This is a genomic window from Streptomyces sp. NPDC029169 (assembly GCF_055563935.1).
This window is the reverse complement of the sequence record NZ_JBVHXA010000010.1, coordinates 121,694-135,072: the sequence shown is the minus strand read 5'-3', so window position 1 is coordinate 135,072 and position 13,379 is coordinate 121,694. Positions and strand designations below refer to the sequence as shown.

The following is a 13,379-nucleotide window of genomic DNA, read 5'->3' as shown; positions in this document are numbered from 1 at the left end:
TCGGCGGCGGGTGGAGTGGACAACAGGAGCCCCCGTGGCATGCGCGAATGGGAGTGGAGGATACAGACCTCCCGGGAGCCCCCGGCAGTGCGGAACCGGCCACCCTGCGGCGCGGTCGGCCGCGCCGGGCCGCCCGGCCGTCCTCGCCCGGCCGCCCGCCGTTCGCGCCGGCCGTCCGCGCTGGCCGCCCGGCCGCCCGGCGATCCGCGCCGGGCTGCCCGCCGTCCGCGCCGGGGCTGCCCGCCGTCCGCGCCGGGGCTGCCCGCCGTCCGCGCCGGGGCCGCCCGGCGTCCGCGGGATCAGCCGACGGCCCCCGTGGGAACGAGCCGTACGATCACGGACTTGCTGGCGGGGGTGTTGCTGATGTCCGCCGTGGACTCCAGCGGCACCAGCACGTTCGTCTCCGGGTAGTACGCGGCCGCGCAGCCCCGGGCCGTCGGGTAGTGCACGACCCGGAAGCCCGGCGCGCGCCGCTCGCTGCCGTCCGTCCACTCGCTGACCAGATCCGTGTACGCCCCGTCCGCCAGGCCGAGGGCCGCCGCGTCCTCCGGGTGCACCATGACGACCCGGCGGCCGCCCTTGATGCCGCGGTAGCGGTCGTCCAGGCCGTAGATCGTGGTGTTGTACTGGTCGTGCGAGCGCAGGGTCTGCAGGAGCAGCCGGCCCTCCGGCACCTTCGGGTACTCGACGGGCGCGGCGGTGAAGTTGGCCTTGCCGGTGGCCGTGGGGAAGCGGCGCTCGTCGCGCGGGGCGTGCGGGAGCGCGAAGCCGCCGGGGTCGGCGGCGAGCCGGGCGTTGAAGTTCTCGAAGCCGGGCACCACGCGCGCGATGCGGTCACGGATCGTGGCGTAGTCCTTCTCGAACTCCTCCCAGGGCGTGGCCGAGCCGGCGCCGAGGACGGCGCGGGCCATGCGGGCCACGATCGCCGGCTCGGAGAGCAGGTGCGGGCTCGCGGGCGGCAGGTTGCCGCGCGAGGCGTGCACCAGGCCCATCGAGTCCTCGACGGTCACGAACTGCTTGCCCGACGCCTGGACGTCCTTGTCGGTGCGGCCGAGCGTCGGGAGGATCAACGCGCGCGTGCCGGTCACGGCGTGCGAGCGGTTCAGCTTGGTCGAGACGTGAACGGTCAGCCGGGCGCGCCGCATCGCCGCCTCCGTGACCTCCGTGTCGGGGGTGGCCCCGACGAAGTTGCCGCCCATGGCGAAGAAGACCTTCGCCTCGCCGTCGCGGAGCGCCTGGATCGAGCGGACCACGTCGAAGCCGTGGTGGCGCGGCGAGACGATCCCGAACTCCTTGTCCAGGGCGTCCAGGAAGGCGGGCGCGGGCCGCTCGAAGATGCCCATCGTGCGGTCGCCCTGCACGTTGGAGTGGCCGCGCACGGGGCAGACGCCCGCGCCGGGGCGGCCGATGTTGCCGCGCAGCAGGAGGAAGTTGACGACCTCGCGGATCGTCGGCACGGAGTGCTTGTGCTGGGTGAGGCCCATCGCCCAGCAGACGATGGTCCGCTCCGAGGCGAGGACCATCTCCAGGGCCCGCTCGATCTCGGTGCGGCTCAGGCCGGTCGCGGCCAGCGTCTCGTCCCAGTCGGCGGCGCGGGCGGCCGCGGTGAACTCCTCGTACCCGTGGGTGTGTTCCCGTACGAACTCCTCGTCGACCGCCCCCGGCGTGTCGAGGATCAGCTTGTTGAGGAGGCGGAAGAGGGCCTGGTCGCCGCCGATGCGGATCTGGAGGAAGAGGTCGGTGAGCGAGGCGCCCTTGAGCATGCCCTGCGGGGTCTGCGGGTTCTTGAACTTCTCAAGCCCCGCCTCGGGCAACGGGTTGACCGAGATGATCTTCGCGCCGGCCGCCTTGGCCTTCTCCAGTGCGGAGAGCATCCGGGGGTGGTTCGTGCCCGGGTTCTGTCCGGCGACGACGATCAGGTCGGCCTGGTGGAGGTCCTCCAGGGAGACGCTGCCCTTGCCGATCCCGATGGTCTCGTTGAGCGCCGAACCGGAGGACTCGTGGCACATGTTGGAGCAGTCCGGCAGGTTGTTCGTACCGAACTCGCGGGCGAAGAGCTGGAGCAGGAACGCGGCCTCGTTGCTGGTCCGCCCCGAGGTGTAGAAGAGCGCCTCGTCGGGGGAGGAGAGGGCGGTCAGCTCCTCGGCGATGATCGCGAACGCGTGCTCCCAGGTCACCGCTTCGTACCGGCGGGCCCCGTCGGCGAGGTACATCGGCTGCGTGATCCGGCCCTGCTGGCCGAGCCAGTAGCCGCTGCGGGTCGCCAGGTCCTGCACGGTGTACCGGGCGAAGAAGTCCGGGGTCACGCGGCGCAGCGTCGCCTCCTCGGCGACCGCCTTCGCCCCGTTCTCGCAGAACTCCGCGACGTGCCGCTTGTCGGCCTCAGGCCAGGCGCAGCCCGGGCAGTCGAAGCCGTCCTTCTGATTGACCTTGAGGAGCGTCTGCGCGGTGCGCCGCACGCCCATCTGCGCCTGGGCGATCCTGAGGGTGTGCGCGACGGCGGGGAGGCCGGCGGCCGCGTGCTGCGGCGGCGCGACCTGCGGGGCGTCCTGGACCGGGTCGCCTGCGGGGGGCTTGCTGACCATCGCGCTCTCCCTTGAGCGGTCATCGTGTGTCGTACGTCTCCGATCCTGTCACGGCGCTCTGACAGAGCGGTGAGGGGACCAGGCGTGGACGGGATTGTCAGTGGTCCGTGGCAGGATCGTCTACGTGGCCGAGACAGCATCGAAGAAGACCGAAGAAACCCGTCCCCGCCTGCTCCTCATGGACGGGCACTCGCTCGCGTACCGGGCGTTCTTCGCACTGCCCGCGGAGAACTTCACCACCGCGAGCGGGCAGACGACGAACGCGATCTACGGCTTCGCGTCGATGTTGGCGAACACGCTGCGCGACGAGGCGCCCACGCACTTCGCTGTCGCGTTCGACGTGTCCCGCAAGACGTGGCGCTCGGCCGACTTCCCCGAGTACAAGGCGAACCGTTCCAAGACCCCGGACGAGTTCAAGGGGCAGGTCGAGCTCATCGGCGAGCTGCTCGACACGATGAACGCGGTGCGTTTCGCGGTGGACGGCTTCGAGGCCGACGACGTCATCGCGACGCTCGCCACCCAGGCCGAGGCGGCCGGCTTCGACGTCCTGATCGTCACCGGCGACCGGGACTCTTTCCAGCTGGTGACCGACCACGTGACCGTGCTCTACCCCACCAAGGGTGTCTCCGAGCTGACCCGCTTCACCCCGGAGAAGGTCGAGGAGAAGTACGGCCTCACCCCCCAGCAGTACCCGGACTTCGCCGCCCTGCGCGGCGACCCGTCCGACAACCTGCCCGGCATTCCCGGTGTCGGCGAGAAGACCGCCACGAAGTGGATCAACCAGTTCGGCTCGTTCGCGGAGCTGGTAGAGCGTGCCGACGAGGTCAAGGGCAAGGTCGGCCAGGCGCTGCGCGACCACCTGGAGTCGGTCAAGCTCAACCGCCACCTGACCGAGCTGGTCCGGGACGTCGAGCTGCCGCGCACCGTCGCGGAGCTGGAGCGCGCGCCGTACGACAGGACTGCCCTCAAGGGCTTCCTCGAGGTCCTGGAGATCCGTAATCCGAGCCTGCGCGAGCGCCTGCTCGCGGTCGACCCCGGTGCGGCCGAAGAGGAGGCCCCGGCCCCCGAAGCGGGCGTCGAGCTGGACGGTACGGCGCTGGACACGGGCGAGCTGGCCCCCTGGCTGGAGCAGCACGGCGGGCAGCCGCTCGGTGTCGCCACCGTCGCCACCTGGGCCCTGGGCGTCGGCAACGTCAGCGAGGTCGCCCTCGCGGCGGCCGACGGCAAGGCGGCCTGGTTCGACACGACCCGGCTCGACGAGCAGGACGAGCGGGCCTTCGCGGCCTGGCTCGCCGACCCGGCCAGGCCGAAGGTGATGCACAACGCCAAGGAGGCCCTGCGGGTCTTCCCCGAGCACGGCTGGCAGCTCGACGGCGTCACGATGGACACCGCACTCGCCGCCTACCTGGTCAAGCCCGGCCGCCGCTCCTTCGCCCTGGACGCCCTCTCCGTCGAATACCTCCACCGCGAGCTGGCCCCGGCAGCCGCCGACGGACAGCTGGCCTTCGGCACCGACGAGCAAGCCGAGGCGGACGCCCTGATGGCTCAGGCCCGCGCGGTGCTCGACCTCGGCGAGGCGTTCACCGACAAGCTCGGCGAGGTGGGCGCGACCGAGCTGCTCCACGACGTGGAGCTGCCGACGTCCCTGCTCCTGGCCCGGATGGAGCGGCACGGCATCGCCGCCGACCGGGCCCATCTGGAGGCTCTGGAGCAGCAGTTCGCCGGAGCGGTGCAGCAGGCCGTGAAGGAGGCGCACGCCTCGGTGGGGCACGAGTTCAACCTCGGTTCGCCCAAGCAGCTCCAGGAGGTGTTCTTCGGCGAGCTGAACCTGCCGAAGACCAAGAAGACCAAGACCGGCTACACCACGGACGCCGACGCGCTGGCCTGGCTGGCCGCGCAGACCGAGCACGAGCTGCCGGTGATCATGCTCCGCCACCGTGAGCAGGCCCGGCTGCGCTCCACGGTCGAGGGCCTGATCAAGACGATCGCGGCCGACGGCCGTATCCACACCACCTTCAGCCAGACCGTCGCCGCGACCGGCCGGCTCTCCTCCACCGACCCGAACCTGCAGAACGTGCCGGTGCGCACCGACGAGGGCCGGGCGATCCGGCACGGCTTCGTCGTCGGCGAGGGCTTCGAGTCCCTCATGACCGCGGACTACAGCCAGATCGAACTGCGGGTCATGGCCCATCTGTCCGAGGACGAGGGCCTCATCGAGGCGTTCACCTCCGGCGAGGACCTGCACACCACGGTCGCCTCCCAGGTCTTCTCCGTCGAGCGGTCCGCCGTCGACGCCGAGATGCGCCGCAAGATCAAGGCCATGTCCTACGGCCTGGCGTACGGCCTGTCGGCCTTCGGTCTTTCCCAGCAGCTGAACATCACTCCGGGCGAGGCGGGCGCCCTGATGGACACGTACTTCGAGCGCTTCGGCGGGGTACGGGACTATCTGCGCCGGGTCGTCGACGAGGCGCGGGCGACGGGCTACACGGAGACGATGCTCGGCCGCCGCCGCTACCTGCCGGATCTGAACAGCGACAACCGCCAGCGCCGCGAGGCCGCAGAGCGGATGGCGCTGAACGCGCCGATCCAGGGCACCGCGGCGGACATCGTGAAGGTCGCGATGCTGAACGTCGACCGGGCGCTGACCGAGGCCGGGCTCGCCTCCCGCATGCTGCTCCAGGTCCACGACGAAATCGTCCTGGAAGTGGCCCCGGGCGAGCGGGAGCGGGTGGAGTCCCTGGTCCGCGAGCAGATGTCTGCGGCGGCCTCGCTCCGCGCTCCGCTCGACGTCTCGGTGGGCGTGGGCCCGGACTGGGAGTCGGCAGCACACTGACGGGCGGCCGCCCCTGGCGCGGGCGGGAAGCCGCTCGCGCCAGGGGGAGCGCCGTCCCAGGCCGGCCGGCCGCGCACGGGGGAGCGCGATCAGCGCGATCCCGTAAGGGGATCAGCGCCATGCCGTACGGGGATCAGCGTGATCCCGTACGGGACCGAGCCGGCTCACGATCCTCGGGTCGTCCACCGTCACGGGATCCTCCCGGCGCCGGCCGCAGCGTTCCGCGCAGCCGCATCCCCGCTCCGTACAGCACGAGGCCGACGGCGAGCCCCGCGCCGGCGCCGAAGCAGGCCGTCGGAACGATGTCCAGGGGCGTCTCGATCCGGCCCCAGTACGCGTACCAGCGCAGGCACCGGTGCACGACGCCGGCCAGCACGCACGCGCCGATCAGCCCACCGGCCAGCCACCGGCCCCGGCGGCTCAGGACCGGCACCCCGGGCGGCGGAGTCGCCCCACCGCCGGCGGCCCGCAGCGCCCGTGCCGTGAACCACACCAACAGCGCGAGCGCCAGCGCCGAACCGCCGTACTGGAGATACAGATAGACCGGGAAGCCGGCCACGACCGCGTCGAGGAGGGGAATCGAGCGCGTCCCCCAGCGGTCGAGGTGGGTGAACGAGTCCCACACGACATGGGTCGAGGCTCCGAGCGCCGAGGAGAGACAGAACCAGGCCGCCAGCGGCAAGGCAGGCCGGCCGTGCCACGAGGCGCCCCGGACGAATCCGTACACCCGGCTCTGCCGCCCGGTCGGCAGCAGCGCCACCAGCGGCTCACGGACCATCAGCCACGCCGCCACGAGGACCGCGGTGATCAGCAGATCGACCGTCACGATGCCGGGACCGGAGTGCGTGACGTCCCCGAAGAGCATCGCGCCCGGGACCGCCGTCGCCGCGAAGTAGGTCATGTCGGGCGCGAACGACCCGGCCACGAGCGCGGAGGCGATCAGCCCGCCGCGTCCGGTGCCGTCGCGGCGGATGCCCGGCAGCACCGCGGCGGCATGACTGAGCGTGAATGGCATCGGAACGTCCCCCTGTGGTCTGCGGCCTGCGGTCTGCGGTCTGCGGCCTGCGATCAGGCCCAGTATGCGCGAGCGGTCTTCGTCCGGCCGGTGGCCGCCCAAGAGGTGACGAAAGCGTGAAAGGCGGTCAGGGCGCTGTGTTGCGGGGCTCGTAGGTGTCATAGGGTCTGCTGAGGCCTCGCGCGGGGAGCGCGGGTGCAGTCGAGGGGGAGGGACCAGACGTATGGCAGCGCAATTCGGCCGTCGGCTGCGCAGGGGAGCGACCAGCGGGGCCGTGGTGGCCGCGGCGGTGGCGGCACTCGCCGCCTCGCAGGCACCCGGCGCGATTCCGCCGCCCTCGGACAGCGCGGGCGGCGACCGGCCCGTCGGCGCGGGTGACGCGACGCCGCCGTCGCCCGACGGCTCGGCGACCGGCGACTCGCCGTACTACACCGACCTTCCGCCGCTGAACACGCCGAACAAGCCCGGTACTTCCATAGATCTGCCGATCTTCACCGGCCCCGCGGAGGCCGGCATACCCGCCACCGTGCTCGCCGCCTACAAGCGGGCGGAGCAGTCGATACGGTCCAGCGACCCCGCGTGCAACCTCCCGTGGCAGTTGCTCGCCGGCATCGGCAAGGTCGAGTCCGGGCAGGCGCGTGGCGGCCGGGTCGACGCCAACGGCACCACGCTCTCCCCGATCCTGGGCCCGGTCCTCAACGGTGTCGGCTTCGCCAACATCACGGACACCGACGACGGTGCGTTCGACGGGGACTCGGCGCACGACCGCGCGGTCGGCCCGATGCAGTTCATCCCCTCCACCTGGGCGACCTGGGGTCAGGACGCCAACGGCGACGGCCGCAAGGACCCCAACAACATCTACGACGCCGCCCAGGCCGCCGGTCTCTACCTGTGCGCCAACAACCGCGACCTCGCGGTCAAGGCCGACCTGGACCGGGCGATCCTCAGCTACAACCGCTCGTCCGAGTATCTGCGCACCGTGCTCTCCTGGTTCGAGTACTACAAGCGCGGCTCCCACCAGGTCCCGGACGGCACCGGAGTGCTGCCCATCGAGCGCAGCGACACCCCGGGCACCAACCCCTCGCCCCGGCCCACGCCCACACCCTCGCCCTCCCCGACGCCGACGCCGAACCCGTCCAAGCCCGGCACCCCTCCGCCGACCACCACGCCCGTCACCCCGCCGGCGACGGTGAAGGTCGCACGGATCAAGGACGCCGGCACCGGCACGCTGACGGCCACCGCCGGCGGTGTCTTCAGCGGACGGCCCACGGTCGAGGCGCTGGACGCGGCGGGCAAGCCGGTCGCCGGACTGGGCGTGCGCTTCGAGATCATCGGCTCCACGGACGCCAACTTCGGTGGCGTGGCGAAGAGTGTGACCGTCACCACCGGCTCCACGGGCCGGGCCGTCGCCCCGCCCGTCCGGGCCGGAGAGCAGACGGGCACTTTCACGGTCCGGGCCACGGTCGTGGGCCGGAACCTGGCACCCGTCTCGTTCACCGCGACCGTCACCGAGCGGCAGGCCGACACCCTGGTCCGCGGCGACGCCACGGAGCTGACGGCCACCACCGGCGGCCGGTTCGCCGACCGCGTCCTGGTGAAGGCCACCCGCGACGGCGCCGCCGCCTCCTCGGTCGGCCTGACCGCCACCATGATCACCTCGGTGGACGACCCGCAGACGAACACCAAGGGCCCCTACTTCAAGGACGCCGACGGCAACCCGCTGCGGACCCTCACCGGCCTGAAGACGGACGTCAACGGGCTGCTCACGCTCCCCGACATCTACGCGGACGACCAGGCCGGCACGTTCCTGCTGCGGCTGACCGCGCCCGGCGGCGGCACCGTGACCATCGAGCTCAAGGTCACCGCGCCGGCCCCCGAGCCCACCCCGACCCCGACGCCGGCCCCGACGTCCTCGCCGACCCCGACGCCCACGCCGACCCCCTGATCCGCCCCGCGTGGCGCACGCCGCCGGTCCGCCGCCCCCTCGTCCGCCCGGACGAGGGGGCGGCGCTCTGTGTTCTGAGTGCAACGTGTTCTCATCTCGCGGTCGCGTTGCTACGGTGCCCCAGCCCTGACGCCGCATCAGATCGAGCACCGGGAGGCCGACCTTGCGCGCCCTCGTAGCCGCCGCCATCGGGCTGGTCCCAGTCCTCCTCGTCGTCCTCCTCGTCTCCGTGGCCGACCTGCCGCCCGACGGGCCCACCTCGCCCAAGCCCCTCCTCACGGCCGACCCCGGCCCCAAGAAGTAGGAGGAGCACCGCCCATGCGCCGCCGAGCCAGTCTCGTCCTGCTCTCCTTCGCCGTCTTCTTCGCCGCGATGGCCCCCACCCTGCGCTGGTACGTCTTCCCCCGCGTGGTCAAGATCCCGCCGAACCAGTACCAGGAGATCGTCCTGGAGGCGAAGCCCGCCACGCTCGTCGACTACTCGACCCTCACGGCCAAGAAGGTCGAGAAGCTGACGATCATCCAGACCCTCAAGGGCAACGTGGCGGAGTCGAAGCGGATCGAGAGCGACGCCGGCCGTGACGTCGTCGTCTGGGACGCGCTCACCTACATCACCGGCCCCGACGGCAAGATGGTCTCCCAGATCCCCGAGCGCTACATCTTCGACGCCCACACCCAGGACCCGGTCAACGCCACCGGGTCGATGGTCGACGGCGACGCCGTCCGGCGTGAGGGCATCGAGTTCAAGTGGCCCTTCCTCACCGAGAAGCGGGACTACCAGTACTTCGACGCCCGCTCCCGCACCACGGCACCCATCCACTACAAGGGCACCCGCGACTTCCGTGGCATGGAGGTCTACTACTTCGAGCAGACCATCCCCTGGACCAAGGTCCCCATGCCCAGGACGATGCCGGTCAAGGGCGTCACCCCGGAGATGATCGCCCAGTCGGGCATGTCCATCTGGTACACCACCAAGCGGATGTTCTGGGTCGACCCCGTCACCGGAGCCCCCGTCAACGGCGAGGAGATCCATGAGGAGGAGCTCCGCAACGAGAAGACCCAGTGGAAGGTCACCGCCTTCTCCGGCCATGTGAAGATGCGCGAGGACTACATCCGGAGCACCGTCGAGCTGGTCGGCACCAACCGCACCATCGTCCTTCTCGTCACCTCCTATCTGCCCTGGACCTTCGTCACCCTGTCCCTCCTCCTGCTCGCCCTCGCCCTCTGGCTGGAGGCCCGCGGCCGGCGCCCCGCCCCGGACACCCCCGCTACCGCTCCCGTCTGAGCCGCGCGCTGGTGTGCCGCGTGGGCTCCGCCCCCGCCGGGTCCTCCGGCCACGGATGCCTGGGATACCGCCCCCGCAGCTCCGCCCGCACCGCGCGGTAGCCGTCCCGCCAGAACGAAGCCAGATCGGCGGTGACGGCCGCGGGCCGGCCGGCGGGGGAGAGGAGATGGACCACGACCGGCGTCCCGCCCGCCACCCTCGGCGTCTCGGCGAGGCCGAACATCTCCTGCAGCTTGACCGCGAGGACCGGCTGCTCCCCGCCGTAGTCCACCCGTATCCGCGAACCGCTCGGCACCTCGATCCGCTCCGGCGCCAGCTCGTCGAGCCGACCCGCCTCGCCCGTCGCCCAGGGCAGCAGCCGCCGCAGCGCCTGCCCCGCGTCGATCCGGCCGAGGTCGGCCCGCCGGCGCGCCCGGGACAGCTCGGGCTCCAGCCACTCCTCCGCCCGGTCGAGCAGGGCCTCCTCCGACGTCTCCGGCCAGGGATCGCCCAGGACCCGGTGGAGGAAGCCGAGCCGCTGCCGCAGCTCCTCCGACTCCCGGCTCCAGCGCAGCAGCCCGAGCCCCTCGCGCCGCAGCCCGTCCAGGAGCGCCGCCCGTACGCGTACGGGGTCGGCGCCGTCCCTGAGCGGACGGGCCGTCAGCTCGACGGCACCCAGCCGGGACACGGACCTGGCGACCACGTCTCCGTCCTCCCAGTGGACCTCCTCGCCCGAGACGAGCAGATGCCCGGCGGCAGCCCGCGCCACGTCCTCGTCCACCACGGCCGCCAGCCGCACCCGCGCCGTGGCGCTCCGCGCGGTCCGGTCCGCCACGGCAACGGCCAGCCAGGACGCGCTGCCGAGCCCCGACCCCTCGGCGAGCTCGGCACCCGTCCCCGACACCATCAGGAACCCGCTGCCCTCCCGCGCCCTGGCCACCCGCTCGGGAAACGCGTACGCCGTCACCAGCCCGGCCACCACGTCATCCCCACCCCGCACCAACGCACCACCCCGGGAGCCCACCACCTCCTCGGCGCCTCCAGACCCGGGCGCACCCGCCCCGGCTCCCGCACCCGCCCCGGCATCCGCGCCCGCCCCGGCGACCGCTCCCGCCCCGACAGCTGCTCCAGCACCGGCTCCCGCTCTCGCCCCGGCTCCCGCACCAACTCCCGCCTCGCCCGCCGACCGCTCCAGGCGGCGGGCCTCCGCCTTCCAGCGGGCCCCGTAGCCGTCCGAGCCCCGGCGCGCCGCGCGCCAGGCAGCGGCCAGGTCGTCGCCGTACTCGCGGGGCGGCTCCTCGCTGAGCAGCGCGACCACCTCGGCCGCCCGCCGCGCCCCGACCTCGGGCGCACTGTCCAGGAGGGCCCTGGCCAGTCGGGGATGCACCCCGAGCCGGGACATCCGTACGCCCCGCTGCGTCGCCCGGCCCTGCTCGTCCACCGCCCCGATCGCCGTGAGCACGGAACGGGCCGCCGCCATCGCCCCGGCGGGCGGAGGATCCAGGAGAGCGAGCCCCTCCGCCGAGGAGTCGCCCCAGCACGCCGTCCGCAGGGCGAACGAGGCCAGATCGGCGATCTCGATCTCGGGGGAGGGGAAGGGAGCCCGGCGCCCGTCGTCCGCCTCGGCCCAGCAGCGGTAGACGACGCCGAACGCCTCCCGTCCGGAGCGGCCCGAGCGCTGCGTGGCGCCCGCGACCGACACCGGCACCGTCGCCAGCGACCCGAGCCCACGGGCGTGGTCCATCCGCGGTTCCCTGGCCAGGCCCGAGTCCACGACGATCCGCACCCCCGGCACGGTGAGGCTCGACTCCGCCACCGACGTCGCGAGGATCACCCGCCGCCGACCCCCGGGGTCCGCCCCGCGCAGCACCGCGTCCTGCACCGCCGCCGGGGCCCGCCCGTGCAGCTGGAACACCTCGGCGTCGAGATCGGCCAGCATCCCCGCCGTCCGCGCGATCTCGCCCGTACCGGGCAGGAAGCAGAGGACATCGCCCTCGTGCCGCTCACAGGCGAGCCGCACCGTCGCCGCCACGTGGCGCAGCAGGGTGGGATCCACCCAGGTGCCGTGCGCGGGCCGGATGCCGGCGGGCGGGGCGGCGAAGCGGACGAGGTACCCGTGCCCCTCGCCCTTCCCCCATACGATCGGCGCCGGATCCGTGCCGTCCAGGACCGTCAGGAGCTGCGACCACGCCTCGGCGTCGCTGGTGGCCGATGCGGCGATCAGTTTCAGCTCCGGCCGCAAGGTCGCCCGGACGTCCACCAGGAACGCCATCGCCGTGTCCGCGTCCAGATGGCGCTCGTGGCACTCGTCGAGCAGCACCACGTCCACGCCGGCCAGCTCCGGATCGCGCTGGAGACGCTGGAGCAGCACGCCCGTCGTCACCACCTCGACACGGGTCGCGGGGCCGGCCCGGCGCTCGCCGCGGACCGAGAAGCCGACGGCCTCGCCGACCTCCTGGCCCAGGAGCCACGCCATCCGCCGGGCCGCCGCCCGCACCGCCATCCGGCGCGGCTCGGCCACCAGCACCCGCCGCCGCGGTCCGTCCCCTATGAGCCCCGCGAGCGCCAGCGGAACCAGCGTGGTCTTGCCGGTGCCGGGAGGCGCGTGCAGCACCGCCGTGCCGCGCTCCTCGAGCGCGGTCAGCAGCTCGGGTACGGCATGGCGGACGGGGAGACGGTCGAGTGCGTCGTTTCGGATCACGCACTCAGTCTCGTACGTCCCCGCCGGCGACGGACCCGGCTGTCCACAGGCCCCGTCCTCTTATACGACTAACGAGTACGACTGACGAGTCGAACGAGCCGGTCGACTACCGACGCATGCTCCCGCCGTCAGTCCCTCTCGCACACGAAGATCGCCGTGCCCGGGATCAGGTTCCCCCGCAGCGGGGACCAGCCGCCCCACTCCTGGCTGTTCCACTCCGGCCACTCGGGCTCGACGAGGTCCACCAGCCGGAAGCCGCCGGCCACCACGTCCCGCACCCGGTCGCCGATCGTCCGGTGATGCTCCACGTAGACGGCCCGCCCCTGCTCGTCCTGCTCGACATAGGGGGTGCGGTCGAAATAGGAGGCCGAGACCGACAGTCCCTCCGGGCCCGGCTCGTCCGGGAAGGCCCAGCGGATCGGGTGCGTCACCGAGAAGACCCACCGGCCGCCCGGCCGCAGCACCCGGCGCACCTCGCGGAACACCTTCACCGGGTCCGCGACGAACGGCACCGCCCCGTACGCCGAACACGCCAGGTCGAAGGCGCCGTCCCGGAACGGCAGCGCTCCCGCGTCCGCCTCGACCAGCGGCACGTCCTCGCCGATCCGCAGCGCGTGCTGGAGCTGCCGGTGTGAGAGGTCGAGCGCCACGGGCCGCGCCCCCTGCGCCGCCAGCCAGCGTGAGCACTGCGCCGCCCCCGCGCCGATCTCCAGGATGGAGAGCCCCTTCAGCGAGCCGGCCGGTCCGAGCAGCCCCGCCTCGGCCTCGTCGAGGCCCTCCGGACCCCAGACGAACCGGTCGTCCCCGAGGAACGCCCCGTGCTCGCTCTGGTACTCGTCGGCGTTCCGGTCCCACCAGCCCCGGCTCGCCCGGCTGCTCTCCGCGTCCCCGGCGTCACGCCGGGTCGCCTCCGGCTCCTGGTCGGGCCCGTCTTCCTGTCCGTACTCTTGGTTCATCTCGCCCGTCGATGTAGTTTGCGCACAGCGGCGCTCTGCGGCCCCGCGGCCAGGATGGCCTGGGGAGAGTTGAGTTGTGCC

Annotated in this window: 8 protein-coding genes; 4 read left to right on the top strand and 4 right to left on the bottom strand. The window is 72.8% G+C overall.

Annotation, left to right across the window (positions count from 1 at the left end; translation table 11 throughout):
- Positions 1-299 precede the first annotated feature (299 nt).
- Complete coding sequence (locus tag ACZ4VI_RS20365) at positions 300-2,585, bottom strand: FdhF/YdeP family oxidoreductase (RefSeq protein ID WP_468000959.1); 2,286 nt, start codon at positions 2,583-2,585, stop codon at positions 300-302.
- 178 nt (positions 2,586-2,763) lie between these two features.
- Between ACZ4VI_RS20365 and polA the strand changes: the two genes are divergently transcribed.
- On the top strand, positions 2,764-5,418 hold the full coding sequence (gene polA / locus ACZ4VI_RS20360) for a DNA polymerase I (RefSeq protein WP_468001154.1): 2,655 nt from the start codon (positions 2,764-2,766) through the stop codon (positions 5,416-5,418).
- A gap of 133 nt (positions 5,419-5,551) precedes the next feature.
- On the opposite strand, the gene ACZ4VI_RS20355 is transcribed toward polA, so the two are convergent.
- Entirely contained in the window at positions 5,552-6,433 is an 882-nt protein-coding gene (locus ACZ4VI_RS20355; RefSeq protein WP_468000957.1) for a DUF4184 family protein, read from the bottom strand.
- 223 nt (positions 6,434-6,656) lie between these two features.
- Here ACZ4VI_RS20355 and ACZ4VI_RS20350 point away from each other — a divergent pair, with 223 nt between their 5' ends.
- From ACZ4VI_RS20350 to pgfA, 3 genes are all read left to right on the top strand, one after another.
- Positions 6,657-8,378, top strand: a complete 1,722-nt coding sequence (locus ACZ4VI_RS20350) for a lytic transglycosylase domain-containing protein (RefSeq protein WP_468000956.1) — start codon at positions 6,657-6,659, stop codon at positions 8,376-8,378.
- A 163-nt stretch (positions 8,379-8,541) separates the two neighbouring features.
- The gene (locus ACZ4VI_RS20345) at positions 8,542-8,682 is read left to right on the top strand and encodes an SPW_0924 family protein (RefSeq protein WP_468000954.1); all 141 of its coding nucleotides are present in this window, start codon (positions 8,542-8,544) and stop codon (positions 8,680-8,682) included.
- Positions 8,683-8,696: 14 nt separating this feature from the next.
- Positions 8,697-9,662, top strand: a complete 966-nt coding sequence (gene pgfA, locus ACZ4VI_RS20340; protein ID WP_468000952.1) for a cell envelope lipid trafficking protein PgfA — start codon at positions 8,697-8,699, stop codon at positions 9,660-9,662.
- Here pgfA and ACZ4VI_RS20335 read toward each other — a convergent pair.
- On the bottom strand, positions 9,646-12,342 hold the full coding sequence (locus tag ACZ4VI_RS20335) for an ATP-dependent RNA helicase (protein WP_468000950.1): 2,697 nt from the start codon (positions 12,340-12,342) through the stop codon (positions 9,646-9,648). The two genes, pgfA and ACZ4VI_RS20335, sit on opposite strands and share 17 nt — an antisense overlap.
- A gap of 128 nt (positions 12,343-12,470) precedes the next feature.
- Entirely contained in the window at positions 12,471-13,298 is an 828-nt protein-coding gene (locus ACZ4VI_RS20330; RefSeq protein ID WP_468000948.1) for a class I SAM-dependent methyltransferase, read from the bottom strand.
- Between the last annotated feature and the right edge of the window lie 81 nt (positions 13,299-13,379).